The sequence below is a fragment of the Acinetobacter sp. UBA5934 genome (assembly GCF_002430855.1).
Lineage (GTDB): Bacteria > Pseudomonadota > Gammaproteobacteria > Pseudomonadales > Moraxellaceae > Acinetobacter.
Genome location: NZ_DJDC01000062.1, coordinates 2,385 through 27,335 on the forward strand (window position 1 = coordinate 2,385; position 24,951 = coordinate 27,335).

At 43.5% G+C, this 24,951-nt stretch carries 23 protein-coding genes and 2 pseudogenes; 16 read left to right on the top strand and 9 right to left on the bottom strand.

Annotated features, from left to right (window positions below; genetic code table 11):
* The 3 genes and pseudogenes from B2Y23_RS04185 to B2Y23_RS04195 form a co-directional block, all read left to right on the top strand.
* A pseudogene (locus tag B2Y23_RS04185) lies at positions 1-288 on the top strand (signal recognition particle protein); the annotation flags it as partial.
* Between the two features lie 194 nt (positions 289-482).
* Positions 483-1,058, top strand: a complete 576-nt coding sequence (locus B2Y23_RS04190) for an RBBP9/YdeN family alpha/beta hydrolase (RefSeq protein ID WP_291369208.1) — start codon at positions 483-485, stop codon at positions 1,056-1,058.
* A 160-nt stretch (positions 1,059-1,218) separates the two neighbouring features.
* Positions 1,219-1,806 (top strand): RBBP9/YdeN family alpha/beta hydrolase, encoded by a 588-nt coding sequence (locus B2Y23_RS04195; RefSeq protein WP_291369210.1) that lies wholly within the window; start codon positions 1,219-1,221, stop codon positions 1,804-1,806.
* Here B2Y23_RS04195 and B2Y23_RS04200 read toward each other — a convergent pair.
* Together B2Y23_RS04200 and B2Y23_RS04205 are read right to left on the bottom strand one after the other, a co-directional pair.
* Complete coding sequence (locus B2Y23_RS04200; protein WP_291369212.1) at positions 1,785-2,522, bottom strand: type III pantothenate kinase; 738 nt, start codon at positions 2,520-2,522, stop codon at positions 1,785-1,787. The genes B2Y23_RS04195 and B2Y23_RS04200 overlap by 22 nt on opposite strands.
* A 9-nt stretch (positions 2,523-2,531) precedes the next feature.
* Positions 2,532-3,290 (bottom strand): biotin--[acetyl-CoA-carboxylase] ligase, encoded by a 759-nt coding sequence (locus tag B2Y23_RS04205; protein ID WP_291369214.1) that lies wholly within the window; start codon positions 3,288-3,290, stop codon positions 2,532-2,534.
* Positions 3,291-3,320: 30 nt separating this feature from the next.
* Here B2Y23_RS04205 and B2Y23_RS04210 point away from each other — a divergent pair, with 30 nt between their 5' ends.
* The 7 genes from B2Y23_RS04210 (at position 3,321) to ftn (ending at position 13,755) form a co-directional block, all read left to right on the top strand.
* Entirely contained in the window at positions 3,321-4,130 is an 810-nt protein-coding gene (locus tag B2Y23_RS04210) for a sulfite exporter TauE/SafE family protein (protein WP_291354304.1), read from the top strand.
* A gap of 352 nt (positions 4,131-4,482) precedes the next feature.
* Complete coding sequence (locus tag B2Y23_RS04215) at positions 4,483-5,178, top strand: GntR family transcriptional regulator (RefSeq protein ID WP_291369216.1); 696 nt, start codon at positions 4,483-4,485, stop codon at positions 5,176-5,178.
* 10 nt (positions 5,179-5,188) lie between these two features.
* Positions 5,189-8,641 carry a chromosome segregation protein SMC gene (gene smc / locus B2Y23_RS04220; protein ID WP_291369233.1) on the top strand — a complete coding sequence of 1,151 codons (3,453 nt, stop codon included), beginning with the start codon at positions 5,189-5,191 and terminating at the stop codon, positions 8,639-8,641.
* Position 8,642: 1 nt separating this feature from the next.
* The gene (locus B2Y23_RS04225) at positions 8,643-9,611 is read left to right on the top strand and encodes a cell division protein ZipA C-terminal FtsZ-binding domain-containing protein (RefSeq protein WP_291354306.1); all 969 of its coding nucleotides are present in this window, start codon (positions 8,643-8,645) and stop codon (positions 9,609-9,611) included.
* A 91-nt stretch (positions 9,612-9,702) separates the two neighbouring features.
* Positions 9,703-11,742 (top strand): NAD-dependent DNA ligase LigA, encoded by a 2,040-nt coding sequence (ligA, locus tag B2Y23_RS04230; RefSeq protein ID WP_291354307.1) that lies wholly within the window; start codon positions 9,703-9,705, stop codon positions 11,740-11,742.
* Positions 11,743-11,912: 170 nt separating this feature from the next.
* The gene (gene rlmF / locus B2Y23_RS04235; protein ID WP_291354308.1) at positions 11,913-12,887 is read left to right on the top strand and encodes a 23S rRNA (adenine(1618)-N(6))-methyltransferase RlmF; all 975 of its coding nucleotides are present in this window, start codon (positions 11,913-11,915) and stop codon (positions 12,885-12,887) included.
* 403 nt (positions 12,888-13,290) lie between these two features.
* Complete coding sequence (gene ftn, locus B2Y23_RS04240; protein WP_291354309.1) at positions 13,291-13,755, top strand: heteropolymeric bacterioferritin subunit Ftn; 465 nt, start codon at positions 13,291-13,293, stop codon at positions 13,753-13,755.
* Positions 13,756-13,836: 81 nt separating this feature from the next.
* Here ftn and B2Y23_RS04245 read toward each other — a convergent pair whose 3' ends face one another.
* Positions 13,837-14,409: a peroxiredoxin gene (locus tag B2Y23_RS04245; RefSeq protein WP_409449772.1), complete on the bottom strand. Its 573-nt coding sequence runs from the start codon at positions 14,407-14,409 to the stop codon at positions 13,837-13,839.
* A gap of 150 nt (positions 14,410-14,559) precedes the next feature.
* On the opposite strand from B2Y23_RS04245, the gene B2Y23_RS04250 reads away from it, so the two are divergent.
* The 5 genes from B2Y23_RS04250 (at position 14,560) to bioD (ending at position 19,277) form a co-directional block, all read left to right on the top strand.
* Positions 14,560-15,291, top strand: a complete 732-nt coding sequence (locus B2Y23_RS04250; RefSeq protein ID WP_291354311.1) for a hydrolase — start codon at positions 14,560-14,562, stop codon at positions 15,289-15,291.
* A gap of 85 nt (positions 15,292-15,376) precedes the next feature.
* Complete coding sequence (bioA, locus tag B2Y23_RS04255) at positions 15,377-16,672, top strand: adenosylmethionine--8-amino-7-oxononanoate transaminase (RefSeq protein ID WP_291354312.1); 1,296 nt, start codon at positions 15,377-15,379, stop codon at positions 16,670-16,672.
* A complete protein-coding gene (locus tag B2Y23_RS04260; RefSeq protein WP_291369218.1) occupies positions 16,669-17,856 on the top strand; it encodes an 8-amino-7-oxononanoate synthase in 1,188 nt (395 codons plus the stop codon). The genes bioA and B2Y23_RS04260 overlap by 4 nt, the downstream gene beginning before the upstream one ends.
* Before the next feature lie 9 nt (positions 17,857-17,865).
* The gene (gene bioC, locus B2Y23_RS04265; RefSeq protein ID WP_291369220.1) at positions 17,866-18,636 is read left to right on the top strand and encodes a malonyl-ACP O-methyltransferase BioC; all 771 of its coding nucleotides are present in this window, start codon (positions 17,866-17,868) and stop codon (positions 18,634-18,636) included.
* Positions 18,633-19,277 (top strand): dethiobiotin synthase, encoded by a 645-nt coding sequence (gene bioD, locus B2Y23_RS04270; protein WP_291369222.1) that lies wholly within the window; start codon positions 18,633-18,635, stop codon positions 19,275-19,277. Before bioC ends, bioD begins: the two co-directional genes overlap by 4 nt.
* 416 nt (positions 19,278-19,693) lie before the next feature.
* On the opposite strand, the pseudogene rluB reads toward bioD, so the two are convergent.
* The 3 genes and pseudogenes from rluB to B2Y23_RS04285 form a co-directional block, all read right to left on the bottom strand.
* Positions 19,694-20,548, bottom strand: a pseudogene (gene rluB / locus B2Y23_RS04275) (23S rRNA pseudouridine(2605) synthase RluB); the annotation flags it as partial.
* A 41-nt stretch (positions 20,549-20,589) separates the two neighbouring features.
* Positions 20,590-21,177 carry an SMC-Scp complex subunit ScpB gene (scpB, locus tag B2Y23_RS04280; RefSeq protein WP_291354316.1) on the bottom strand — a complete coding sequence of 196 codons (588 nt, stop codon included), beginning with the start codon at positions 21,175-21,177 and terminating at the stop codon, positions 20,590-20,592.
* Entirely contained in the window at positions 21,177-21,971 is a 795-nt protein-coding gene (locus B2Y23_RS04285) for a segregation and condensation protein A (RefSeq protein WP_291369224.1), read from the bottom strand. The genes scpB and B2Y23_RS04285 overlap by 1 nt, the downstream gene beginning before the upstream one ends.
* Positions 21,972-22,371: 400 nt before the next feature.
* Between B2Y23_RS04285 and B2Y23_RS04290 the strand changes: the two genes are divergently transcribed.
* Positions 22,372-23,094: a GNAT family N-acetyltransferase gene (locus B2Y23_RS04290; protein ID WP_291369226.1), complete on the top strand. Its 723-nt coding sequence runs from the start codon at positions 22,372-22,374 to the stop codon at positions 23,092-23,094.
* An 18-nt stretch (positions 23,095-23,112) separates the two neighbouring features.
* On the opposite strand, the gene B2Y23_RS04295 is transcribed toward B2Y23_RS04290, so the two are convergent.
* From B2Y23_RS04295 to B2Y23_RS04305, 3 genes are all read right to left on the bottom strand, one after another.
* Positions 23,113-23,391, bottom strand: a complete 279-nt coding sequence (locus B2Y23_RS04295) for a hypothetical protein (protein ID WP_291369228.1) — start codon at positions 23,389-23,391, stop codon at positions 23,113-23,115.
* Positions 23,392-23,436: 45 nt separating this feature from the next.
* Entirely contained in the window at positions 23,437-24,054 is a 618-nt protein-coding gene (locus tag B2Y23_RS04300; RefSeq protein ID WP_291354320.1) for an L-threonylcarbamoyladenylate synthase, read from the bottom strand.
* Positions 24,055-24,138: 84 nt separating this feature from the next.
* Entirely contained in the window at positions 24,139-24,801 is a 663-nt protein-coding gene (locus B2Y23_RS04305) for an elongation factor P hydroxylase (RefSeq protein ID WP_291369230.1), read from the bottom strand.
* Between the last annotated feature and the right edge of the window lie 150 nt (positions 24,802-24,951).

Genomic DNA, 24,951 nt, shown 5'->3' on the forward strand with positions numbered 1-24,951 from the left:
AAGCAAGTGAAGAAAATGGAAGCGATTATCCAGTCGATGACCATTAAAGAACGCCGTAATCCGGACTTGATGAATCCAAGCCGTAAAAAACGTATTGCTGCTGGTTGTGGTATGGATGTTTCAGAAGTGAATAAGCTGATTAAACAGCATGCGCAAATGGCGAAAATGATGAAGAAATTTGCCAATCCGTCAGGTATGGCAAAAATGCTGAAATCATTGGGTGGCATGCAAAAACAGTTTGGTGGCGGCGGTATGGGACCACTGTTCGGTAACAAAGATCAGAAATAAAGATTGAGCTTTGACAATCCATCAGAAGAAGGCGCGTAATGCGCCTTTTTTATTGGGCTTGTCCTAAAAATCTTTAGACAAATGCGGTTTATTTTGTGACGAACAGGCTGGATTTTTCAATTCTAACCAGCATATCATAATTAAATAATTCTAAAAGATGACCTGATAAACAATTTGTCATAAGAAGAAAAGATATGTCGCAATTTCAGAAGAAAGTTTATATCGTTCCTGGTGATCAAGCTTCCCCCAATGATCATTGGTTTCCATGGCTGAGTCAGCAAATCCAGCATGCAGGTCATTCGGCCAGACGACTGCTATTGCCCGATCCCGACACACCCAATTTTCAGAGCTGGCAACAAGCATTAGCGCTGCAAATACCTCATCTAGACCCGAACAGTATTATTGTCGCACATGGTTTAGGTTGTCTTGCGAGCCTGCACTTTTTAACTCAGGCCCTCAGTCAAACCCAAATTAAAGGGCTGATTCTGGTAGCCGGTTTTAAGGATAAACTCACCGCATTGCCCGAACTGGACGGTTTCATCCGTCAGGCAAAATTAGACATGTCCATTTTACAAAAACAGATTGCGACCCGGTTTTTACTGTTTTCCTGCAATGATCCCTATGTGTCACCGCCTAAAGCCTTATTGCTAGGACATTATATTAATGCCCAGATGCAGGAGGTGAATCATGCGGGGCATTTTATGCGCAGTGATGGTTTCGATGAATTTAACCAGGTCTGGGATGTACTCAAACCTTTGCTGCTGCATTAATCTGGCTGGATTTATTGCAATCTTTGTGCAAGCGCTAGATTAAATTGCCGAGTGTCTACATTCGGCAATTCATTTTTATAAAAAGAGCAACAAATGAATCACTTTATTCAGACTGAGCTTATTGCACACTAGAGCGACTTAATGAAATGGAACAACAATAATGGCTCAAGTGATTGTCATACATGGCTATACGGCCAGCCCGGAAGAAAACTGGTATCCCTGGTTTCAGCAGCTTGCTGCTGAACAGCATTTTAGTTTAAAAATTTTGCGCCTCGATCCCTCAACCCATCCCAAGTTGTCAGTATGGACATCACAAATAGAACAGCAGGCGGGTGGTCTGGATGAAAACAGTATCGTGATTGCGCACAGTCTGGGGACTATTGCGGCACTGCATTATTTATCTGAACATTTAAAAAATCAGCGTATAAAACAGCTGGTGTTAATTGCCGGTTTTAATGGTCGTCTAGGACGCCTGGATGAAGTAAATCCTTTTATCGACGCTGCGCAGATTGATCTTGAATTGTTAAAACGCCAGATTGAACATCGGGTGGTGATTTATTCGGAAGGAGATGACCGTGTTCAGCCCAAATTCAGTATTGAACAGGCCAAAAGTCTGGATGCCGAACTGATTGCGGCCCAGCATCAGGGGCATTTTATTGATTCTGAAGGCTGTACTGAACTGCCGGAAGTCTGGCAGGTCATACAGCCCTATTTGATTCGACAAAATCAGGCTTCAGCCAAGGAATAAATATAACTTTGCAGACCTTTGAGCAGTAGATCGGTTTCAATGCTTGGCTGATATTCACTAAGATATTTGGCAAAAAGTGGAGCATCGCCACCGGTTAAAATCAGTTTGCCTGGATACTTGTCTAAGACCTTTTCAATGGTACTGACCAGACTGAGCAGAATGCCATGGTGAACTGCATCAATGGTATTACGACCTGGGGTCAGCTCATCGAAGGTAGCATCGGGAATTTTAATGCCTTTGGTATTTTGAATCAGGGAATCACGCTGTAAATACAGATTCGGCAGAATATAACCACCCAAGTGTTGCAAGCCATCGGTGAGGTCAATGGTCAGTGCAGTGCCACAACTGACCACACAATATTTTTGCTCTGGATTGTTGACCACAGCCAGCATTTGCAACCAGCGGTCTACACCGAACTTGCTGGTATCTTCATATGCACAGCGTAGACCCGCATATTCGGCATGCACTTTGGCAAAGCTCACCGGCACATCTAAAAACTTGAGAATTTTCTGGATGCGTTCATTGTTTTTTTTGTCCTGGACCGAAGACACTCCAACTTGATGCAGATCCAAACTTTTAAAATGCTGGATTAGACCGAGGAGCAGCTCGGCAGGAGATTGCAGATGCAGTTCCGCAGCATGTTCAATAATCTGATCATTTTCAGTGATCCAGTATTTGAGTCGGGTATTGCCGATATCCAGCCATAAATTCTTCATTGCATTTCTCTATGCAGGAGTGTCCAGATGGCGTAAACGCCCTTGATAAAATTGTTTTAAACCTTCAGCAGTTTCAATATTCACAGAGCCATCATCCTGAATGCCCAGGAAGATGCCTGAACATAGCCCTGAATGATGCTCAAATTCAACCGCCTGATTTTTAAAAGCCGCATAATGATTAAAGCGTGCAGCCAGGTTAGGGCAGTCATGATCAAACCATTCACTGGCTTGCTGAATGGCCATATACAATTCTGCAATCAGCTGAATACGGGAAATATCTTCTAATTCTAGCTCGCGCAGAGAGGTTGCATGCTGGTCAATCTGTGCTTGTGGTACAGGTTCAAGATTAATCCCGACCCCGACAATGACTTGATGCGGGGAAATCGGTTCCACCAGGATACCGCCCCATTTTCCTTGCAGACTGTACAGGTCATTCGGCCATTTGACTTGCAGCTTAAGTGCATTAAAACTCGGCATTTGCAAAATATTCAGTGCAATTTCAAGTGCAAGCCGGCCATCAATAGCTGTTCGGGTATTCAGCAATGTGCTTAAATAGATGTTGCCTTCAGGGGATACCCACTGTCGTTGACGCTGTCCACGACCTTGAGTTTGCCGGGTACTGCAAACCAGAACACTGTGCATGCCTTTACGTGCAATTTCACGTACATCATCATTGGTTGATGTGGTAACCGGTTTCAGTATCAAAACTTCAGGAAGCTGATGGGCATCATCGAGGATTTTTTGCAGCTGTCTGGTCTCTAAATCCATTTAAATCTAAGCAATCGTGGAAAGTGAATAATGGAGTTAATCATATATTTATTGATTGGTGCAATGGCTGGTTTTGCTGCTGGACTGTTTGGGGTTGGTGGCGGCCTGATTATTGTACCCATTTTATATATTGTGTTTACGCAGTTAAATTATGATGCTTCAGTGATTATGCATCTGGCTGTAGGTACTTCGTTGGCGACTATTATTGTGACCTCCATCAGTTCGGTCACGGCGCATCATAAACGCGGCGCAGTGCTTTGGGATGTATTCCGTAATCTGGCACCGGGCCTGGCATTAGGTTCATTTTTGGGTGCCGGGATTGCCGACTATATGTCGGGTCAAGGCTTGCAATTACTGATTGGATTTTTTGCCATATGGGTTGCCTATGGCATGTTTTTTGGTGCCAGCCAGCCGGTCGATCCGAATCAGCATTTACCTAAAAAAGGCATGCAAATGCTTGCAGGTGGAGGCATTGGAATTGCCTCGGCTATTTTTGGTATTGGCGGTGGCAGTCTGACTGTTCCGTATTTAAGCCGCCATGGTGTGGTGATTCAGAAAGCGGTCGCCACCTCAGCGGCGGGCGGTTTGCCGATTGCCATTGCAGGTGCTTTGGGCTTTATGTGGTTTGGCTCTAATACTGAAACTGAAATACCGCATAGCATTGGCTACGTACATATTTATGCCTTTATTGGCATTAGTATCATGAGCTTTATCACGGCGAAATTAGGGGCAAAAGTGGCACATAAGTTATCGCCAGCCATGCTGAAAAGATGTTTTGCCTGCCTATTGGCCACAGTGGGTTCATATTTTATTTATCAAGGTTTTTCGACCTTTTTTTAATTTTAAAAAAACAATATAAAAGAGATGAAAAGGTGTGCTATGGTTTTTGCATACGCACCTTGGTGTCGTTCAGCCTGCTGTTTTTGGAATCTGACAAAACAAAAAAATGAATTTTATTTTGTAATTTAAATGAAACAGTTATGATGGAGCTGGTCTCGGGAATAGATCATGGAAGGGAATAGAAAGTTTTATTCAATCCGTTCATCACAAACTGATATTGGCTTTAAAGACTGGAAAATTGTCTGACAATGTCATGTTTTTTGCAGCTAAAATCAAGTAAAAAAGAAAGTAACAATCAAGATTTATTTAAAGTTTTCATCATTGTATCTTATAAAAACAAGATAGGAACAGTATGCAAGAACAAGAAAAGGACAGCCTGTCCGAGCAAATTGCCAAGCATATTAGTGAGCAAATCATTCGCGGTGAACTGGTTGAGGGGGAACGCATTCAAGAATTGCGCATTTCCTCTGAACTGGATGTCAGCCGTGGTTCGGTACGTGAAGCATTACTGCTGCTGGAACGTACCCAGCTGATCGAAATTTATCCTCGTCGTGGTGCTATTGTTTCAGAAATGTCTGCCCAGCAGGTGCGTGCCCTGTTTGAGATGTGTGCCTTGCTCAGCGGACAGATTGTGCAGCGCATGGCAGAAACCTGGCGTACTCATGAAGCCGAAAGAATTCAGGCGTTATTGACCCAATTGCATGAAGAAACACGTCAGGGTCATACTGAAAAATTTTATGATTTAATCTTTCAGGGCTTGTCACGCCAGCATGAAATGGTCGGCAATCCTTACTTAATGAAGGTCTATCAGGAACTGTTGCCTTCACTGCGTCGTAGCTATTTTTTAACCTTAAATATCTCGCATCGCGAACTGCAGGAATCATTTGAATTGTTTAAGTTGGTGACTGATGCAGTTTTGATCCGAAAATCACAACAAGCTACTTTATTTATGGATGATTTTTGTCGACACTTGCGCAACCTTGTGTTGGAATCTCTAACACGGATGAAACAAATCGAACTTGCATGGGCAAGACGTTCACGACGTTGATCAGGACATTATGCGTTTAAGCAGCTTAAAACTTTCCGGCTTTAAATCTTTTGCCGATAGTACTACTTTACATTTCAAGGCGAATCGTACCGCTGTAGTGGGGCCAAATGGTTGTGGTAAATCAAATGTGATTGATGCCATACGTTGGGTCATGGGGGAATCCAGTGCACGCCAGCTGCGTGGCGGCAGCATGCAGGATGTGATTTTTACCGGGACAGCAAAACGTAAACCTGTTGGGTTAGCCAGCGTTGAGCTGCGTTTTGACAATACCTATGGCAAGTTGGGCGGGGCTTACAATGCCTATAACGAACTGGCGGTGCGTCGTCAGGTCAATCGTGATGGCAAGTCTGAATATTTCCTGAATGGCACCAAATGCCGTCGTCGTGATATTACCGATATTTTCTTGGGTACCGGTTTAGGTCCACGTTCTTACGCGATTATTGAACAGGGCATGATTAACCGTCTGGTCGATGCCAAACCTGAAGAAATGCGGGTGTTTATTGAAGAAGCGGCCGGCGTTTCGCGTTATCAGGCACGTCGCCGTGAAACCCTACTGCACCTAGATCATACCGCACAAAATTTATCGCGTTTAGAAGATATTGCCGCTGAGTTGAAATCTCAGTTAAAAACCCTGAAACGTCAGGCAGAAACGGCCATTCAATATAAAGAACTGGAAACCCGGATTCGCACCATCAAAGTCGAAGTATTGTCTTTTCAATGTGAGCAAAGTAGCCGCTTACAGCAAGAATATACCCTGCAAATGAACGACTTGGGTCATAACTTTAAATTGGTGCGCTCTGAACTCACCACTTTGGAACATGATCTTGGCGCGACCAGTGAATTATTTCAGCGCCTGATTCAGCAGTCCACGCCGTTGCAAAATGAATGGCAACAGGCAGAAAAGAAACTGGCTGAACTGAAAATGACGCTGGAAAAGAAACAGTCCCTATTCCAGCAGAATACGACCACTTTAAGTCAGCTGGAACAGCAAAAACTACAGACCAAAGAGCGGCTACAACTGATTGAATTGCAAATTGAAAATTTGCAGTCTCAACAGGAACAGCAGATTGAACAATTACAGCTACAAGAAAGCCAGGGACAAGACCAGAACCAAAATCTGGGTGATTTAAAAGCACAGCAGCAACAGGTGCAGCAGCAATTTGAACTGGTCAAAGCTCAGGTGGAAAAACAGCAGCAGCAAAAAATGCAGATGCTGGCGCAGAGTGAACAATTAGCTAAAAATATTGCCCGTATTGAACAGCAAAAACAGACGCTGCAACACCAAACCACACAGATTCAAAATCAGAGTCAGCTGGATGCGAGTGAACAGCTGATGCAGGCCAAGCAAGAAGCATTGAGCCAGCAGCTGCAACGTGAGCAAAGCATTGTCGATCTCCAGTTGCAGTTAGATGATTTACAAATCCAGTATCAGACTCAGCAGAGCACACTGAATCAGCTAAATGCCGAAATTCAGGTTCTACAGGCGGAACAAAAGCAGTTAAATCAGTTACTGGTTAAAGTCAGTTCACAAAGCAAGCAAGATCAAGTGCAGTTAATGCAGGTCTTGACGCTGAGTGAAGAAGCTAAAAAACATGCTGCATTGGTCGAGAAGTTTTTGGCCAAATGGTTGTCGGCACATTGGCTTGAATCTGCCAGTGATTTTACGGATAGTATTGCCCGCCAATTGACTACTCAGGTAATGACCGAGTCCATTCAGTTGTCCGGTTGTCCAAGCCTGGCCAGCTGGATTGAATCGCCGCAGTCTTCCTTGTGGCAGAATGTTGCGGTTGCCAATGACTTACAGCACGCATTGTCGTTGCAGAAGCAATTAAAAGCAGGACAGTCGCTGTTGAGCCTGGATGGTTATCACGTAGGTGCAGACTGGGTGATTGGCCTGGATTACGACGAAGTCAGTCAGGCAGGACAGGGGGCGCTGAGCCATCGGATCCGTCTGGATGAAATCGAGCAGTTACTTGTAGATAAACAGGCAGAGCACAGCCAGTTGCAGGCGCAGGTCGCAGAACTGAAAACTCAGGTGCAGACGGTAGATGAACAACTGAAAACCGATCAGCAGCTGCTACGTAAAGAAATTCAGGCGACCCAGCAAATTGAACTCAATATTACTAAAGTTCAGACGGCCGAGCAGGCCTTTGCTTTGCAAAAGCAGCAGTTAACGGACCAACTTCAACAGCTGGATACGCAGCTGGAAGAAGATGCCATGCAAAAAGATGATCTGGAAATCGATTTGCATGCCTTGAACCTGAAACTGGAGCAGGCTTTACCGAATTATAAAACCCTGCAATTTCAGCTCGAGGAGCTGACTGAGCAGCTGGAAAATACCCAGCACACCTGGCAGCAAGCGCAACAGGAGCTGGAACTGCTACGTCGTCAGGTCACGCAAACCCAGCAGCAAATTGAATTACTTGAAAAAGATGCTTCCTTCTCAAAAGCACAATATCAGCAGATTATTGCGCAAATGGAGCAAGCGAAAAAGTTTGTCGATCCGGTACAACTGGAATTGCCAGCGCTGGAATCGCAGTTCAACGAGCAGGCGCAAATTACCGAAAAGTTACAGAAAACCTGGAGCGAATGGCAGCTTGAGCTGAACAGTGTTCAAGAAAAACAGCAGCACTTGACCGAGCAGCGTCATCAACATCAGCAGCAAGATGAAAAGCTGCGCACTCAACTGGAAGAAAAACGTCTGGCTTGGCAGGCGGCCAAGTCTGACTGGCAGCACTATTCTGAACAGTTAAAAGAGATGAACAGTGAAGTGCTCACGGGGCTGAATATTGATATTGCAAGCCATCAGCAAACCCTGGAAAAAGCGCAGCAGCAGTTTGAAAAACTGGGTGCGGTAAACCTGGCGGCTTCTGAAGAATATGAAGAAGTCTCCAAGCGCTTTGAAGAACTGAACCATCAGATCCAAGATCTGGAAAAAACGGTGGAGCAGTTACAGGGTGCCATGAAGAGCATTGATCAGGAAACCCGCAAATTGTTTATGACTACCTTTGATCAGGTCAATCATGAACTGCAAGATTTATTCCCTAAAGTATTTAATGGCGGGGAAGCGAGTTTAAGCCTTGAAGATGACTGGCAATCGGGTGTAAAACTAATGGCCAGACCACCGGGAAAACGTAATAGTTCCTTAGCCTTACTCTCTGGTGGTGAAAAAGCATTAACGGCATTGGCATTGGTGTTTGCCATCTTCCGTTTAAATCCGGCACCTTTTTGTGTGCTGGATGAAGTGGATGCACCTCTGGATGATGCCAATGTGGGACGGTTTTGTAATTTAGTAAAAGAACTTTCTGAACAGGTTCAATTCATTTACATTACCCATAATAAAGTTGCAATGACAATGGCAACAGATTTGTTAGGTGTTACCATGCCAGAACCGGGCACCTCAAAATTGGTTACTGTCGATTTGGAACAGGCAAAAGAATACGGTTTAGTTGCGGAGTCATAAAATGGAAGCCACCACGATTGTTGGTATTGTTATCGCCATTATCATTATGTTATTCGGTTTGAAATTATTGTTTAAAAAACCTGCGGATGCATCACCTTCATTAGATTCGGAACTTCATGTAAATTCTGACAGCCAGCAACCGGTTATTCCTCGCCATGTTCGTGATCAATTACAAAGTGCAAAAGAAGTTGAACCAGCTGAACGTGTTGAACCGACTTTAACCGCAAAAATGGCTGAACCGGTACCCGAGTCTAAGCAGGCAGAAGCAAAAACTGAACAGGCTGAAACTACTCAGGCTGAAAAAGTAGCAGTATCCGCTCAGGCAGAGTTAAAAGCTGATGCTCCTGCTTCGGCAGAAGAGGCAAAATCGCAAGCAATCCCAGAGTCTGCACAGCAAGCGCAGCCGCTTGAAGATAAAGAAACTGCTGATTTCAATCTGAACAATATCGAAAAAGCTGAAATTTCAGACTTTGAAGATGAAAGCAGCATTCTGGATGAGCACTTGCATGAGCAACAACGCGTGGATGAAGCGAGTGCCTTATCGACTGCTGCCGAGTTTATTGCCTTAAATATTTATCCGGAACGTCGGGTACTTTCAGGGGAAAAAACCTTAAAAGTCTTGCTGAAATATGGCCTGCGTTTTGGTGAAATGGCATGTTTCCATCGTTATAGTGAAGATGGCAGCAAGTTACTCTTCTCAGTGTTGCAAATTACCGACGAAGGTGCAGCCGGTTTTGATCTGGAAACATTATCGACTGAACAGGTGAAAGGTTTGGCCTTCTTCCTGGCGTTGCCACACAGTGATGTACAAAATGCTTTCGATACCATGGACAGCATTTCACGCCTGATTGCCCGTGAAATTGACGGTACGGTGTATGATCAGAACAATCAGGAATTCACCCCACAATTACGTGAACAATGGCGTCATTTCGCGATTGATTACCGTGCAGGTCAAACGACAGAAGTTTAATTTGAAACTGGCGGACTCGATTTCTATAATAGCGGGTAGATCAAATATTTGTGAAGGGCGGAACTAGACCGCCCTTTTTTATGGTGTAGATATGACCGAAAGTTCAACTGTCGTGGCGCAAATGCGTCAATTGATTCAAATTTTAGCCAAGCATAACCATGCTTATTATGTGATGGATCAACCCAGCATTGAAGACAGTGAATATGATCAACTCTTTCACCAGCTCAAGGCGTTAGAACAGCAATATCCTGAATATGTGCAGGCCGATACGCCAACCAATAGAGTCGGCGGCAAAGCACTGTCAAAATTTGCCAGCGTGACCCATGCCGTGCCAATGTTGTCATTGGGCAATGTATTTAACCAGGAAGAGCTGTTTGCTTTTGCCCGTCGTATAGAAGAACGTTTACCGAACCAGAAGATTCAATACGATGTGGAATTGAAGTTCGATGGCCTGGCCATTTCTTTATGGTATGAACATGGCGTGCTGGTTCGTGGTGTTACGCGTGGTGATGGCGAAACCGGTGAAGATATTACCCATAATGTCAAAACCATTCGTAACTTGCCGAAAGTTTTAAGCTCTGCACATGCTCAGGTGCCGGCCTTGCTTGAAGTGCGCGGTGAAGTGCTGATTCCTAAAGCCGGTTTTGAAAAACTGAATGCCGAAAATGAGGCCAAAGGTGAAAAGACCTTTGCCAATCCGCGAAATGCAGCGGCAGGCAGTCTGCGTCAGTTGGATCCGAACATTGCTGCATCACGTCCTTTGGCCTTTTATGCCTATGGTATTGCGCAGTGTGAACCGCATCATGGTCAGACTACCATGTATGCCAGTCTGGAATGGTTAACCCAGTTTGGCTTTACCATAGGGGAAAGTCATTTTATTTGTGACAGTATTCAGGATGTGCAAAAGGCCTATGAACAAATTAATCAGCAACGTGCAGATTTAAGCGTTGAAATTGATGGGCTGGTCATCAAGGTAGATGATTTAAAACAGCAAAGACAGCTCGGATTTTTAAGTCGTGAACCGCGTTGGGCAACAGCCTACAAATTCCCGGCAGTGGCTGCATTAACCACGGTGGAAAATATTGACTGGCAAGTGGGCCGTACCGGAACTTTAACCCCGGTTGCGCGCTTAAATCCGGTAGCTGTGGGTGGGGTAACGGTATCCAACGTTACCCTGCATAATATTGGAGAAATCCACCGCCTGGATGTACGTATTGGCGATACGGTCAGCGTGTACCGTAGTGGGGACGTGATTCCGAAAGTGGAAAAAGTCTGGCCAGAATTCCGTCCAGATGATGCGGTAGAAGTTCATCTTCCTGGGAAATGTCCAGTCTGTGATTCGCCAGTAGTGATGCCGGAAGGTGAAGCGTTGGCACGCTGTTCAGGTGAGCTGTATTGCGCTGCCCAGCGAATCGAAACCATCCGTCACTTTGTTTCGCGTAAGGCCATGGATATTGAAGGTCTAGGCGACCGTTGGGTGGAGTCATTGTTGCACCTCGACTTGCTGAAAAATGTGGCAGATATTTACTGTTTGCATGAGCATCGTGAGCAGCTCTTAACCATTGATAAAATGGGTGAAAAGTCGGTTCAAAACCTGTTTGATGCGATTGAAAACAGCAAGAAAACCACCTTGGCATCCTTCATTTATGCCTTGGGGATTCGTGGGGTCGGTGAAACCACGGCACGTATGCTGGCTAACACTTTCCAGACTTTTGAAGCACTGCAAAATGCCGATATTGATGCGTTGAAAAAAACGCCGGATGTCGGAGATATTACCGCTGAATGGATTATCGATTTCTTTCAGGCACCGCATAACCTGGAAGTGGTCAACCGTTTGCTTGAAGCCGGCATTCACTGGGATGCTCCAGTCGCACCGACACGTCAGCCACTGAATGGCGAAAGCTGGGTAGTGACAGGGACTTTAAGTTCTATGGGGCGTGATGAAGCCACTCAAATGCTGCAAGCGCTGGGTGCACGTGTCAGTGGTAGCGTGTCGAGTAAAACCAAATGTGTAGTTGCTGGTGAAAAAGCCGGTTCTAAACTGGATAAGGCAGAAAAACTCGGTGTTCCTGTATTAAATGAAGAACAGTTTATTGCCTTAATGAAAGAGCATGGTCAACTTCCTGCTTAATCGATCTTAAGCATGAATAAAAAAAGACATCCTCGGATGTCTTTTTTTATGTCTTGATTGGGTTGGGATCGTCATGATGAACTGAATTCACGTACAATATCGATTTATTGACAGGTATTGAGCCTGTCTTATCAGATGATTCTGTTCTCCCGTTGATGATTGGCATACACATGGCGCAAGCAAAGAAAACTTTTCCGCAACAAAAATCGCAATTACATGCACGAAATTTGCATCGCAGTCGTTACGATTTTCCTCAGTTAATGCAGACTTGTCCGGAACTTGCACCTTTTGTTAGCCTAAATAAATATAACGATCTTTCAGTCGATTTTTCTGATCCACAGGCTGTGAAAATGCTCAATAAAGCATTGCTGAAACATTTTTATGGCATTCAATATTGGGATATTCCTCAAGATTTTCTTTGTCCGCCTATTCCGGGTAGAGCTGACTATATCCACTATTTGGCTGACTTGTTGAGTGCTAATCATAAAGGTCAGATTCCAACAGGGCATGCCGTTCAAGTGTTGGATATTGGGGTGGGAGCAAACTGTATTTATCCGATCATTGGTCATCGTAGCTATGGTTGGAAATTTGTCGGCTCAGACATTCATTCTGCATCCGTTAAAAGTGCTCAATTCATTGTGGAGGCAAATCCAAATTTGCGTAAAGGGATTCAGATTCGATTGCAGAAGAACTCAAGCAATATTTTCAAAGGTGTGATTAAACCCACAGATCGTTTTGATTTGACGATGTGTAACCCGCCATTTCATTCCTCGCAAGATGAAGCAAATGCCACAGCAACTCAAAAATTAAGAAAACTTGGCAAGCCGGTTGATCGGACGAAGGTGGTGTTAAACTTTGGTGGTCAAAAAAATGAACTCTGGTGTGACGGTGGTGAAGAACGCTTTGTCTGCCAAATGGTACAAGAGAGCATACAGTTTGCTGAGCAATGTCTTTGGTTTAGCACACTCGTTTCCAAGAAAGCCACATTGCCTGTGTTGTTAAATGCCTTGCGGAAGAGCGGAGCAGTGGATGTGAAAACCATTAAAATGACGCAGGGGCAAAAAGAAAGTCGTTTTGTCGCTTGGACTTTTTTAGATTCAAAGCAACAGCAAGCATGGAAAAATACGTATTGGAAGTCAGCTTAAGCTGATTTCTGCTGATGATGCATAAGCTTGTCGGTGCATGACGAAGTTTTGGCTTGTTTATACCAATGAACAAGCTCAATTTTGCTTATAGATAATAACCTGATGCCGATGCACTCAGCGTTTCTGATTTGATACGCATATATTTCAATGAATATATGCCACAATGATTTTGAATCTAGTTACAAAAAACCAATACATTATAAAAGTACTTTGATCTTGTTCATCTAAGCTGAGTACTGAGTGCAAGACATTGTTTTATAAATGGGAATTTATTTAACTAAAACTGTAAATGTAAGTGTTTCTCATTTTAATTATTTAAAAATCATAAACTTACATAATTTTTATTTTGCATTGATGGTCGGTTTTGTCCATAATGTTAGAAAAAGGGTATGGAGTATTTGAAATGCGTGGCAATCCAGAAGTCGTAGACTATCTAAATATGTTGATCGGTGGCGAACTGGCAGCTCGTGATCAATACCTGATTCATTCTCGTATGTATGAAGATTGGGGTTTAAACAAGATTTTTGAACGGATCGACCATGAAATGCAGGAAGAAGCCTCTCATGCCGATGCGCTTATTCGCCGTGTACTGTTTTTGGAAGGCACACCGAATATGAACCGTGATGACATCGAAACAGGTAAAGATGTGGTGAGCTGTTTAAAAGCGGATTTAAAACTTGAATATCATGTACGTGAAAAATTGGCGCAAGGCGTGAAACTGTGCGAAGAAAAAGGTGATTACGTAAGCCGTGATATGCTTCGTCAGCAAATGTCAGATACTGAAGAAGATCATACTTACTGGTTGGAAAAACAGATTCGTCTGATTGAATTGATTGGTTTGCAAAACTATATTCAATCGCAAATGTAAGTTGAAATATTAAATGATAAAGCCTGACGTGAGTTGGGCTTTTTTATTTTTTTAAATTTGATTGATATGGGTAATGACAGGCTATTGAGAAAATTTACGGATATCCGCCAAGACCTGAGCAGCATGAGTTTGCGTATTGACACTGCTGTAGTGGTAAACAATGGTGCCTTGAGGATCAATTAAAAAGCTTTCCCGTTTGGCAATTTGGGTAATACCGAGATTACGCACAATTCCTAATTGATTCGATAACTGCTGTTTATAGTCCGCTAAAAGTGGAAATGGTAAGCCTAATTTTTCTGAAAATTTTTGATGGGATTTCACATCATCCAGACTCACACCCAAAACCACGGCATTAGATTTTAAAAATTGTGGGTAAAGTACTTTAAATTGATTGGCTTCCTGAGTACAGCCGGGTGAATTATCTTTAGGATAAAAATATAACACTACCCATTGGCCTTTGTACTGGCTCAAGGAATGCCATTTGCTGTTTTGATCCTGTAATTTAAATGCCGGTGCAGATTTTCCAACCCATTGTTTTTGAGAAGTTTCAGACTTTGAAAAAATGGAATTTTCCGCAAATGCAAATTGAGTAAGACTTAAGCTTACACTTATACAGAGCAAAGTGATTTTGCATATTTTAGAAGCATTCATAATATTCTGCATATTCTTTTTGTTAGGATCTTTCCAAATACTAACAAAATAATATTCATCAAACGTAGATTATTTTTGATGGATTTTTGCAGTTTAAAATCAATAAAATTTTATATACTGCAATCGGTCACAGCATAAACTTAAGGATTAACATTGCAGCAACGTATTTTACTCATCACCGGCTGGGGTGGCGGAACTAAACTACTGGATCCTTTAAAACAGGCTTTGGCAGCACAAGGACATGAAGTTGAACTTTGTAATATCTTTAATGCTTTAGATGAACAGGTCCTACAGCAGAAAGTACAATGGGCCCGTCATTTCGATGTGATTGCCGGCTGGTCTTTGGGTGGACAGTTGGCTACGGTACTAGTCGATCAGATTCAAAAGCAATATGGACTGGAAAAAGTCTTGATTACTTTAGGTTCCAATCCTTGTTTTGTAGCAAACAATACATGGCCTGCGGCAATGTCGCAGCCGACTTTTCAGCAGTTTAAACAGTCTTTTGAGCAGGATGCGATTGCAACCCTGAAAAAGTTTGGCTATATGGTGTGTCAAGGTACGGAAACGACCAAAGCCGACTTTATCACCTTGCAAAGTTTGATTCAGGCACAGAATTTAGAAACTCTTCGTGAGGGATTAAATTGCCTTGCTCATTTAAACAATGTTGATATCTTGAAAAACTATCCGGGCCATCAGTATCATGTGTTTGCAAAACAGGATTTTTTAGTTAGTTACAAAGTTCAAAGAAATTTTCAAAAATTCAATGCAAAGTTTTTAACAACAGGACTGATTAGCGGGTCACATGGCTTTCCTTTATTTGAAGCTGAGCTAATAACTGGCAAAATCTGCCAATTTTTAAAGAAAATAGAACAAAGAAACGGATAACTGGCTTATATCGCAATTTATTTTTATTTCATGCAGGTTTAAGATCATGAAAAATTGATTATCAAGCATCTACAGGGAGTAATGGATGGCCGAATTAACTGATCTGGAATTTGATCTGGCACATATCTGGCATCCTTACACGTCCATGACTCAGCCCTTGCCGACCTTTAAAGTGAAACAGGCGCATGGCGCCATTATTGAGCTGGAAGATGGACGGCAACTGATTGATGGCATGTCGTCCTGGTGGTGTGCCATTCATGGCTATAACCATCCTGAGCTGAATCAAGCCGTGACGGATCAATTAGAAAAAATGTCGCATATCATGTTTGGTGGATTTACCCATGATCCTGCGATTGAACTGGGAAAATTATTATTAAAAATCACCCCGCCCAGTCTGGACAAAATTTTCTATGCTGATTCTGGGTCGGTTGCGGTAGAAGTAGCGTTAAAAATGGCAGTGCAATTTTGGACTGCACAGGGAAAAACTCAGAAAACCAATTTCGTCACTCCACGTTCCGGCTACCATGGTGATACCTGGAATGCCATGTCAGTCTGCGATCCCGTCACTGGCATGCATCAGATTTTTGGTTCCAGTTTACCGAATCGTTTCTTTGTGGCAGCCCCGCAAGTGGGCTTTGATGAGGAATGGAATCAAGCCGATATTGCGGAACTGGAACAGGTGCTAAAACAGCACCATGCCAGCATTGCCGCTTTAATTCTGGAGCCGATTGTGCAAGGTGCAGGCGGGATGCGCTTTTATCATCCTGAGTATTTACGTCAGGCCAAATTACTCTGTGAACAATATGATGTGCTGCTGATTTTTGATGAAATTGCCACCGGTTTTGGCCGTACTGGCAAACTGTTTGCTTGGGAACATGCCGGCGTTGAGCCGGATATCATGTGTATCGGTAAGGGTTTGACTGGCGGCTATATGACGCTTTCAGCCACCCTCACCAGCAAGCATGTAGCGGAAACCATTAGCTGCGGCGAGGCAGAGGTGTTTATGCATGGGCCGACCTTTATGGCCAACCCACTGGCCTGTGCAGTGGCGTTGAAAAGCACCGAAGTATTATTGGCGCAAGATTGGCAAGCCAATATCCAGCGCATCGAACAACAGTTACAGCAACATTTACAACCGCTCTTAAAACTGGATTATGTGCAGGATGTACGAGTGTTGGGGGCAATCGGTGTGGTAGAGCTGACATTCAATGTGAATATGAAAACCCTGCAACAACAGTTTGTAGAGCGAGGCATCTGGATACGTCCATTCGGTAAACTGGTCTATGTGATGCCGCCTTATGTAGTTAGCGAACAGCAGCTGAATACCTTGTTGCAACAACTGGTTGAAGTAGTTGAGCAGATGCAAGAGGTACTCGCATGAACCTGTTAAATGATGATGCACTAAATGACTCTCTGCTCAATGACTATGCACTCAAGCTCGATCACTTAAAACAGCAGGGCAATTTGCGCCAGTTTAGCTGCAATGTTCAGCAAGGCCGAATGATTGAAATTCAGGGTCATTCGATGCTGAATCTGGCATCCAACGATTATTTGGGTCTGGCAGCTGACTTGAGTTTGCGTGAACAGTTTTTTGACGAAACCCCGAATCAACTGCGCAGAATGAGTTCATCTTCTTCAAGACTGCTAACTGGAAACTTGCCTGAATACGAGTTATTAGAAGCCAGTTTAAGTCAGGCTTTTCATGGACGTGCGGCGCTGCTGTTTAACAGTGGCTATCACATGAATATCGGGATTCTACCGGCCTTAAGTGACAGTAAAACTTTAATTTTGGCAGATAAACTGGTGCATGCCAGCATGATTGATGGTATCCGTTTATCGGCTGCAAAATATATACGCTACCGGCACAATGACCTGAATCATCTGCAACAGCTTTTGCAGCAATACCATGCCGATGAGGCTTTTGATCGTATTATTGTGGTCACTGAATCCATTTTTAGCATGGATGGTGACGAAACCGATCTGGCTGAACTGGTTCGTATCAAACAGCAGTTTGCTAAAGTCATGCTCTATGTCGATGAAGCGCATGCCATTGCTGTGCGCGGCGAGCAAGGCTTGGGCTGTGCAGAACAGTATGAGGTGATTGATGAGATTGATCTGCTGGTCGGAACTTTTGGTAAGGCTCTGGCATCTGTTGGAGGCTATCTGATTTGCCATCCGATCATCCGTGAATATCTGATCAATGCCATGCGTCCACTGATTTTCAGTACCGCGCAGCCACCCATTTGTATGGCGTGGACCGATTTTATTTTCCAGAAAGTTTTAGGCTTAAAACCACAACGTCAACATTTGCAACAGATCAGTCAAAATCTGCAACAGTCGGTACAAGCCAAAGGCTTTGACTGTCCTTCGACTTCCCATATTGTGCCGGTAATTATTGGCGAGTCACAAAAGACGGTGAAAAAAGCCCGGCAGCTACAACAGGCCGGTTTTTATATTATGCCGGTGCGTCCGCCTACAGTGCCGAAACATAGTTCAAGATTACGTATCTCACTGACTTCTCAAGTCAATCAGGCTGACCTTGATCAGCTTGTGCGGTTGCTGTGAGTCTAAACCGTGAATATTGATAAATCCCAGATTGCACGGCGTTTTGCACAGGCAGGACAAAGCTATGCCGAACATGCCGTAGTCCAAAAACAGATATGCCTGAATTTGATGCAGTTGATGCAGCATTATTTATCTCAAACCCGATTGAACCGTGTTTTTGAAATTGGCTGTGGTTCAGGCAATTTAAGCCGCTTGCTGATGCAAAACTTTGAAATAGATCATTTGTTTTTAAATGATCTGTATCCCGAAGTGCAACAGCATTTTCAAGTGAAAGAAAATTTGGAGTGGCTGATTGGCGATGTGGAACAACTAGATTTTCCGCAATCACTTAACCTGATTGCTTCCAGTTCGGCTTTGCAATGGATCTCTGATCTGGATGTAGTTTTTAAAAAAAGTGCAGCTGCGCTTGTCGAAAATGGCTATTTTTGTTTTTCCACCTTTGGTCAGCAGAATCTACAAGAAATTAAGGCACTGACGGGTCAAGGACTGGACTATCTTCCGATTGAAGTCATTCAGAACAAGCTGAGCAAACAGGGTTTTGAAATTTTGCATCTGTCCGAAAGCTTGGAAACGTTGAGTTTTTCTCATCCTAAAGCAGTGCTGCAACATTTAAAGGCCACTGGTGTAACGGCAACCGCATTGCAGCATCGCTGGACCAAGCAGTCTTTACAACAATTTTATCAGGACTATCAGCAATTTTCTGAGCTGGATCAATCTGGTCAGCGCCATTATCCGCTGAGCTATCATCCTATTTATTGCATTGCACGGAGCAAGTCATGACGGCAGCGGTTTTTTTTATTAGTGGTATTGATACCGGTATTGGCAAGACCTATACCACCGGTTATCTGGCAAAGTTGTGGAATGAACAGGGCAAGAAAACCATCACCCAGAAGTTGATTCAAACCGGCAATACCGATATTTCTGAAGATATCGAACAGCACCGTGAAATCATGCAGATGGGCTGGTTTCCGGAAGATGAAAGCAAACTGACCATGCCGGAAATTTTTACTTATCCGGCTTCACCGCATCTGGCGACGAAAATTGATGGTCGAGAAATTGATTTTCAGAAAATTGCAGCCGCGACTCAGCAACTGTGCAATCAATATGAAGTGGTTTTACTGGAAGGTGCGGGCGGCTTGATGGTGCCTTTAACCACTGAATTATTGACCATCGATTATATTGCTGAGAAAAAATTCCCGGTCATTCTGGTGAGTTCTGGTCGTTTGGGCAGTATTAACCATACGATTTTAAGTTTGGAAGCACTGAAAAGTCGTGGCTTGGACTTATACGCACTGGCATATAACCTGAATGATGAATCACAAGATGCACTGATTTCCAAAGATACGGCTGAATTCTTAAAAAATTATCTGGCTCAACATTTCCCAAAGGCCCAGTGGGTGGATATTCCAGTTTTATCCTAACTTTCTGCTCAAAAGAACAGTATAAAAAAGCCACTCGATTGAGTGGCTTTTTTATGTGCAATGAAAGCTGTTAAAAATTAAAACTTCTTAAAGCTTTTGTTGCCGAAAGGTTTACGTGGTGCATTTTCATCACGACGTTCACGATTGCCATATGTCGCTTGATTGCCAAAGTTTTCAGGGCGGTTTTCACGCTGTGCATAGCTATTGCCTTGACGCGGTTCACGTTGACCATAGGCATTTGGGTTGCCATCCTGGCGACGTTCACCACGTTGCGCAAAACCATTGCCATTGTTGCCATCACGACGTTCACGTTGACCATAAGCAGTTTGGTTACCATCTTGACGACGCTGTGCATGACCATTCTGGTTTTCACGACGATCACGCTGTATATAAGTCATTGGAGTTTGGTTTTCACCTTCTTCCGTGTCACGGCGTTGCTGACGCAAATAACCCCCACGACGTGCTGCCATCGGTTTTTCTTGCATACGTTCAGTACGACGTTTTGCCATACCGAATAAACCCGTGCCTTGACGCGGTTTCAACTCAACAGATTTGGTCAAGTTGTCGATGTCAGCTTTATCCAGCTCCATCCAGCGGCCGGTACGAAGTTCACGCGGTAAAATGACCGTGCCATAACGGGTACGTAGCAAGCGGCTGACTTTCAAACCTTGTGATTCGAAAATACGGCGCACTTCGCGGTTACGGCCTTCTTTTACTACCACTTGATACCAACGGTTGATACCGTCACCACCAATTTCAGAGAATGATTCAAATTTTGCCGGACCATCATCTAAAACCACGCCTTTAAGCATGTTATTTTTGATTTGTGGCGTCACTTCACCCATCACGCGAACCGCATATTCACGTTCAATCTCATTGGATGGGTGCATTAAGCGGTTGGCCAATTCACCATCGTTCGTGAACAGTAAAAGACCGGTTGAGTTAATGTCCAGACGGCCAACCATGACCCAGCGATCATTGGCAATTGCAGGCAATTGTTCAAATACGGTAGGGCGTGATTCAGGATCATTGCGTGAGCAAATTTCACCTTCTGGTTTGTAGTAAATCAGAACACGACGACGAATTTCGTCTTCAATCTGGAATTGGACTTTACGACCATCGATGCGAAGCTCATCACCCGGTTCAATACGTTCACCCACTTGGGCAACGCGTCCATTGATGCTTACACGACCAGCGGCAATGACTTCTTCCATATAACGGCGAGAACCCAAACCTACGCGTGCAAGCACCTTTTGTAATTTTTCACTCATGACAGCATAACCTTAGAAATTATCATCAACAGTTCACCTATTTACGACTTCGCTGCGTGAGCATCGAGCGCCATAAAAGCTTCCTTGGCATCCTGCAGGGGAGGCAATTGACCTAAAGACGCCAGGCCAAAAGCATTTAAAAATTGTGGCGTTGTAACTAACAACGCGGGTCTTCCCGGTAGCTCTCTGAAACCGGACTCTTTAATCCAGTTCCAGTCAAACAATGATCGAAGAATCTGACTATTGTTTGAAACTCCACGAATCTGTTCAATATCTGCTCGGGTTACTGGTTGATGGTAAGCAATCACAGCAAGGGTTTCGAGCAGGGTTGGCGACAGGCGAGTTGGTCGCTCTGGCCAAACTTGAGTAATGATATTGCGATATTTAGCACGAACCTGAAAACGGAAACCTTGTGCGGTTTCGACCAGTTCGATCGACCGGCCATGTTGTAGCATGGCGAGTTGCTGTAATAACTGACGCAATTCCTGTTTAGTATATTGATTTTGGAACGCTTCTTTCAAACGTGCAAGCGAAACTGCTGTTTCACTGGCAAAAATAATGGCTTCCAGTTGCATCAGCACTTCATGTTGATTCTCGGCAACAGAGAGAGATGTGGCTTGATGATCCATTATATAGCTACTCCTTGAATCGCAAGTGGCGCTTCAATACCGCTGGCAATAATCGTGACTTTTTGTTGCCGGGTGAGTTCTAAAATGGCCATAAATGTGACCACCATTCCCATGCGCCCCTGGCTGGGTCTGAGTAACGCTTCAAAATGTAAAATTTCACCTGAGCGTAAGCGGCTTTCAATAAAGGCAATCCGTTCTTCAAGCAACACCGGTTCTTGCTGAATTTGGTGGGTGACCGGTTCTGGTCGATTAAACACGCAAAACAGGGCATCGCGTAGCAAGCCAATATCATAACCTTCATTGCTTTGTACCACCTGACCCAGACTGATATTGGCCGGAAAAGTATCACGTTCCAGTACGGGCATTTGACCTAAACGTTCAGCCGCCTGTTTGACCCGTAAATAGGTTTCCAGCCGGTCAATCAGTTCCTGTTTCGGATCTTTTTCAACACTAATGCTTGCACTTGGCTTTGGCAGCAACAGTCGTGATTTCAGGTCGGCCAATAAGGCTGCCATGACCATATAATCTGCCGTCAGCTCAATATTCAACGACTTCATGGCATCCATATAAGATAGATATTGAGCCGCAATTGGAGCGATATCGAGTCGCAATAAGTCGAAACCGCTTTTTTGAATCAGGTAAATCAGGAAGTCGAGTGGACCTTCGAAATGCTCTAGCAGAATTTCAAATGCAGCAGGAGGAATATATAAATCCTCTGGAATCGATTCTTGCCACTCATCCATCACACGGATAGGTGAGCTTGGCTCCATAGGATCATGGATTGGTTGATTCATTGCAGTTTTAGGCCACGCGAATTTTCAAAGGCATGCAGGATGATGCTTTTGCTTCGATCTCACATCGAAAGAAAAAGCACGTAATTAGTCAGCGCTAGTGTAATGGAAATTTGACTTCAAATAAATTAGTTAAGTGATCAAATACAAAAAAACCTGAAATTAAGTAAGGTTTTTGAGCGGCTGGATTATGTGAAATTGCTGGGGTTGCTTTGATATTGGCTTTTTTGACTGATAAATTGGATTTTATATTTAAAGTGTCATGAGGGAAAATTCATCCATGTCGTCCCGTTTTATACGCTGAATAAAATAAAAGTTTTAACAGCATAGAGTCGAGTTCTAAATAGATTAAAACAAAAATTTTAGGCAAGATGAAAACCAATAACAAGAGATGTAATCTGTCATGAGCAATAATCAAAAAGTACAGGAAAATGAATATGGTCAGTTTATTGGACTTCCCGTTTCTCATACTTTACCGATCCATTTTTTAGCGCAAAGCTTGTATGGCAATTATGCCAACTTGCATGTGCTGTCTTCAGCAATACTTGATCCGGATCGGCTGCAGCAAATTTGGCAATCTGTAAATAGCGAGAGTGATCGCAGCTGCTGGACCTATTTACCTTATCCGGGTTTTGAACATGCTGCGGAGTTGCAGCGTGCCTTAGAGCACAGTTTTGGTTTTCAAGGCAGTACGCATTATTTAATTGAAGTGAACCAGATTATGGTGGGATGGGTGGGCTTAATTAATCAATGTCCTGTGGATCATGTTATTGAAATTGGAAATGTTTATTTTTCCCATCAGCTGAAACAGTCCATAGCATCCACTGAAGTAATTTATCTATTATTGAAAGCTTGCTTTGAGCAGGGTTTTCGTCGTGTGGAATGGAAATGTGATGAATTGAATCAACCGTCTAAACGTGCAGCTTTACGTTTTGGATTTCAGTATGAAGGCACCTTTCGCCAACACCGTATAGCCAAAGGCCGTAACCGCAATACAGCCTGGTTTTCAATTCTGGATCAAGAGTGGCCTAAACTGGAAAAAGCCTATCTGGCCTGGCTAAAAGCAGATAATTTTGATGAAGATGGCAAGCAAAAGATGCGCTTAAAAGAATTTATGAATGACTGATCACTGTTGTTGATGCACTTATTTTAGTTGCCTGAGATTGATTGCGAACTCAATCATGTGCTGGCACTGATCTCTGAGACATAAATGATGATGAGCAAGTTGAACACATAGCGCATCTACCTGGGAAACATCCAGAAAATACTCAAACAGCTGATCGTCGATTTTTATTATTTTGCGCTCCTCATCAGGACTAAAGATCACTTGAGTTTCAGATTCTAAAGTCCAGGGGAGCTGCACATATAAAGTATCCTCTTCGGAGAACTGATCAATATTGAGCAATACATGAAATAAGTCCATTTCGCCTCTTTCTATTTTTTCTTTTTGTAGAAGTTGATGAAGCACTTATTCAAAAGCGCTGACATCCCCTGCGCCATGACGAATCACTTCCGGATGTTCACCAGATAAATCGACAATACTGGTGGTGCTTAAAGTGCCCAACCCACCATCAATAAACACATCAATGCGTTTGCCCAGTTCCATTTCAATATCGTAAGGATCATCTAGAGGTTCTGCATGATTAGGCAGAATCAGGGTACTGGTTAATAAAGGTTCATCCAGTTCCTTCAGTAACATGCGACAAATCGGGTTGCTCGGAATACGTAATCCAATGGTTTTCTTTTTTGGATGCATCAGTCGCTTTGGCACTTCACTGGTCGCAGGCAGAATAAAGGTGGTGATTGCCGGGGTATTGTTTTTAAGTAGACGATACATGGCATTGTCCACTTTGGCATAAGTGGCAATATCGGATAAGTCGCAACAAAGAATGGCATATTGATGCTTTGGACCGAGACCACGAATTTGTGCAATCCGTTCCATGGCATTTTTATTTCCGATCTGACAACCAATGGCATAGGCCGCATCGGTCGGGTAAACCACCACATCGCCTGCGCGAATGCGTTCTACCGCTTGGCTGATCAAACGTGGTTGAGGATTATCAGGATGTACTCTTAAATGCAGCATAATTATTCTCTCCCGATGTATTATTAGGCATTATCTGTTGATTTTACAAAGTCTTGCAATCAGGGTTTGATGATTTTGTGTAATTTAATCCAGCATGTCACGCTGAAACTCATCACTTTGTAATGTTTTGCCACTCCGGGTACAGGCACAGATACAGGCAATAAAATGTGCAGCATCACGTGGCAGCTTGGCTTCACCTGAAAAATAACGCTGCAATTGAGCAAAAACATTGTCTTTAAAAGCGCTGCCGTCACCGCCATCACCCGTCAGGTTATCTAAAGACACCCGAAATTTACGGCCAAAAGCCTGGGCAAACATCCATTCAATCGCCTGCGGCTTGACTTCGACCTGTTCAAATAAAGCCTGCTGTTCTGCACTGCGTCCATCCGGGGCATACCAATAGCCTAAATCGGGTAATAGACGTCTTTTTTCGCCGGCAATAGTCCAGTGGCTAATTTCATGTAAAGCACTATTAAAGAAGCCATGAGCAAATTGAATACGGGCAGGGGCATCTTCCGTTGCCGGAAAATATTCAGGTTCAAAATCACCTTTGACTAAACTCACATTTAAGTGGGAAAACCAGTGATTAAAGTGTAATATAAGCCAATCTACTTGTTGAACTTCTGTTTGCAAACTGGCCCAAGGTGAGCGTTGCACAGGGTCTATATAAACAGCAGAATTTGAGGTTAAATAAGTGGTTAACTGTAATGAAGTGGTGACTTCAGGTTGCGGCTGCAACTGATGCATGACTTGTATTACCCAATTGATCTGTCTAAATAAGTACAAAATTGTATCTTAATCTTTGACAGAGTACCGATGAATTTGTAGAATTGCCGCCTTAATTATGTCAGCAAATACCTTTCCGGCACAGATTGAGCCGTTTAAATGGGCTGAACA

Coding starts and splice junctions, on each gene's coding strand:
- scpB (WP_291354316.1), bottom strand. CDS start 21,177: ATGGATCATCAAGCCACATCTCTCTCTGTTGCCGAGAATCAACATGAA.
- B2Y23_RS04205 (WP_291369214.1), bottom strand. CDS start 3,290: ATGGATTTAGAGACCAGACAGCTGCAAAAAATCCTCGATGATGCCCAT.
- B2Y23_RS04300 (WP_291354320.1), bottom strand. CDS start 24,054: ATGCTGCATTTAAGAGTACATCCTGATAATCCTCAACCACGTTTGATC.
- B2Y23_RS04290 (WP_291369226.1), top strand. CDS start 22,372: ATGAGCAATAATCAAAAAGTACAGGAAAATGAATATGGTCAGTTTATT.
- bioA (WP_291354312.1), top strand. CDS start 15,377: ATGGCCGAATTAACTGATCTGGAATTTGATCTGGCACATATCTGGCAT.
- B2Y23_RS04215 (WP_291369216.1), top strand. CDS start 4,483: ATGCAAGAACAAGAAAAGGACAGCCTGTCCGAGCAAATTGCCAAGCAT.
- ligA (WP_291354307.1), top strand. CDS start 9,703: ATGACCGAAAGTTCAACTGTCGTGGCGCAAATGCGTCAATTGATTCAA.
- ftn (WP_291354309.1), top strand. CDS start 13,291: ATGCGTGGCAATCCAGAAGTCGTAGACTATCTAAATATGTTGATCGGT.
- B2Y23_RS04260 (WP_291369218.1), top strand. CDS start 16,669: ATGAACCTGTTAAATGATGATGCACTAAATGACTCTCTGCTCAATGAC.
- B2Y23_RS04225 (WP_291354306.1), top strand. CDS start 8,643: ATGGAAGCCACCACGATTGTTGGTATTGTTATCGCCATTATCATTATG.
- B2Y23_RS04190 (WP_291369208.1), top strand. CDS start 483: ATGTCGCAATTTCAGAAGAAAGTTTATATCGTTCCTGGTGATCAAGCT.
- B2Y23_RS04305 (WP_291369230.1), bottom strand. CDS start 24,801: ATGCATCAGTTGCAGCCGCAACCTGAAGTCACCACTTCATTACAGTTA.
- B2Y23_RS04200 (WP_291369212.1), bottom strand. CDS start 2,522: ATGAAGAATTTATGGCTGGATATCGGCAATACCCGACTCAAATACTGG.
- B2Y23_RS04195 (WP_291369210.1), top strand. CDS start 1,219: ATGGCTCAAGTGATTGTCATACATGGCTATACGGCCAGCCCGGAAGAA.
- B2Y23_RS04210 (WP_291354304.1), top strand. CDS start 3,321: ATGGAGTTAATCATATATTTATTGATTGGTGCAATGGCTGGTTTTGCT.
- smc (WP_291369233.1), top strand. CDS start 5,189: ATGCGTTTAAGCAGCTTAAAACTTTCCGGCTTTAAATCTTTTGCCGAT.
- B2Y23_RS04285 (WP_291369224.1), bottom strand. CDS start 21,971: ATGAATCAACCAATCCATGATCCTATGGAGCCAAGCTCACCTATCCGT.
- B2Y23_RS04295 (WP_291369228.1), bottom strand. CDS start 23,391: ATGGACTTATTTCATGTATTGCTCAATATTGATCAGTTCTCCGAAGAG.
- bioD (WP_291369222.1), top strand. CDS start 18,633: ATGACGGCAGCGGTTTTTTTTATTAGTGGTATTGATACCGGTATTGGC.
- rlmF (WP_291354308.1), top strand. CDS start 11,913: ATGGCGCAAGCAAAGAAAACTTTTCCGCAACAAAAATCGCAATTACAT.